A 601-nucleotide genomic window follows, 5' to 3' on the forward strand; every position below is an offset into this window, starting at 1 on the left:
GGTGGGCCAGGGTGAGCAGGCCCGGCGCGCCGTTGCGGTGGGCGAAGGCGCGCAGCTCGGTCAGCGGCCCGGCGGCCGCCGCCCGGTCACCGGTCGACGCCAGCTCCCGAACCGCGAAGGTCAGCGCCAGCATCCGATCGGTGACGTCCGGGATGCCGGCGTAGATCTCGGCGGCAGCCAGGTGCAGCTCGGCGGCGTGAAGGTGGTCGCCGTCGGCGCCGGCCAGCGCGCCGGTCACGGTCCGCAGCGCCGCCTCCGACCAGGGCGTACGGTGGCCGACCTGGTCCAGCATGGCGCGTACCCGGGCCGCCGGCTTGCGCCCGGCGAGGGTGGCCGCCCAGCCGGCCGCGGCGATCCACTCGCCACTGGCCAGCGCCGGCACCGCCGTCCACGCCTCGGCCAACTCGTCGACCAGCGCGGCGGCCTCGTCGGCACGCCCCTGCACCGCCCGGCACAGCGCGCCCATCGCCAGCATCGTCCAGTGCAGCCGGTGGAAGCCGCTGCGCCGGGCGGTGTCCAACGCGGCAGCCACGTCGTCGCGCGGGGACGCGGCTGCCGCCGCGCCGAGTGGCGTGGGGCCGGCGTCCGCTGTGCCGCGGGG

1 pseudogene is annotated in these 601 nt (G+C 78.5%); it reads right to left on the bottom strand.

What is annotated here, in order from left to right:
• Positions 1-601 (bottom strand): annotated as a pseudogene (locus C1I95_RS34345) (adenylyl cyclase); the annotation flags it as partial.

This window comes from Micromonospora craterilacus (assembly GCF_003236315.1).
GTDB classification, from domain to species: Bacteria; Actinomycetota; Actinomycetes; order Mycobacteriales; family Micromonosporaceae; genus Micromonospora; species Micromonospora craterilacus.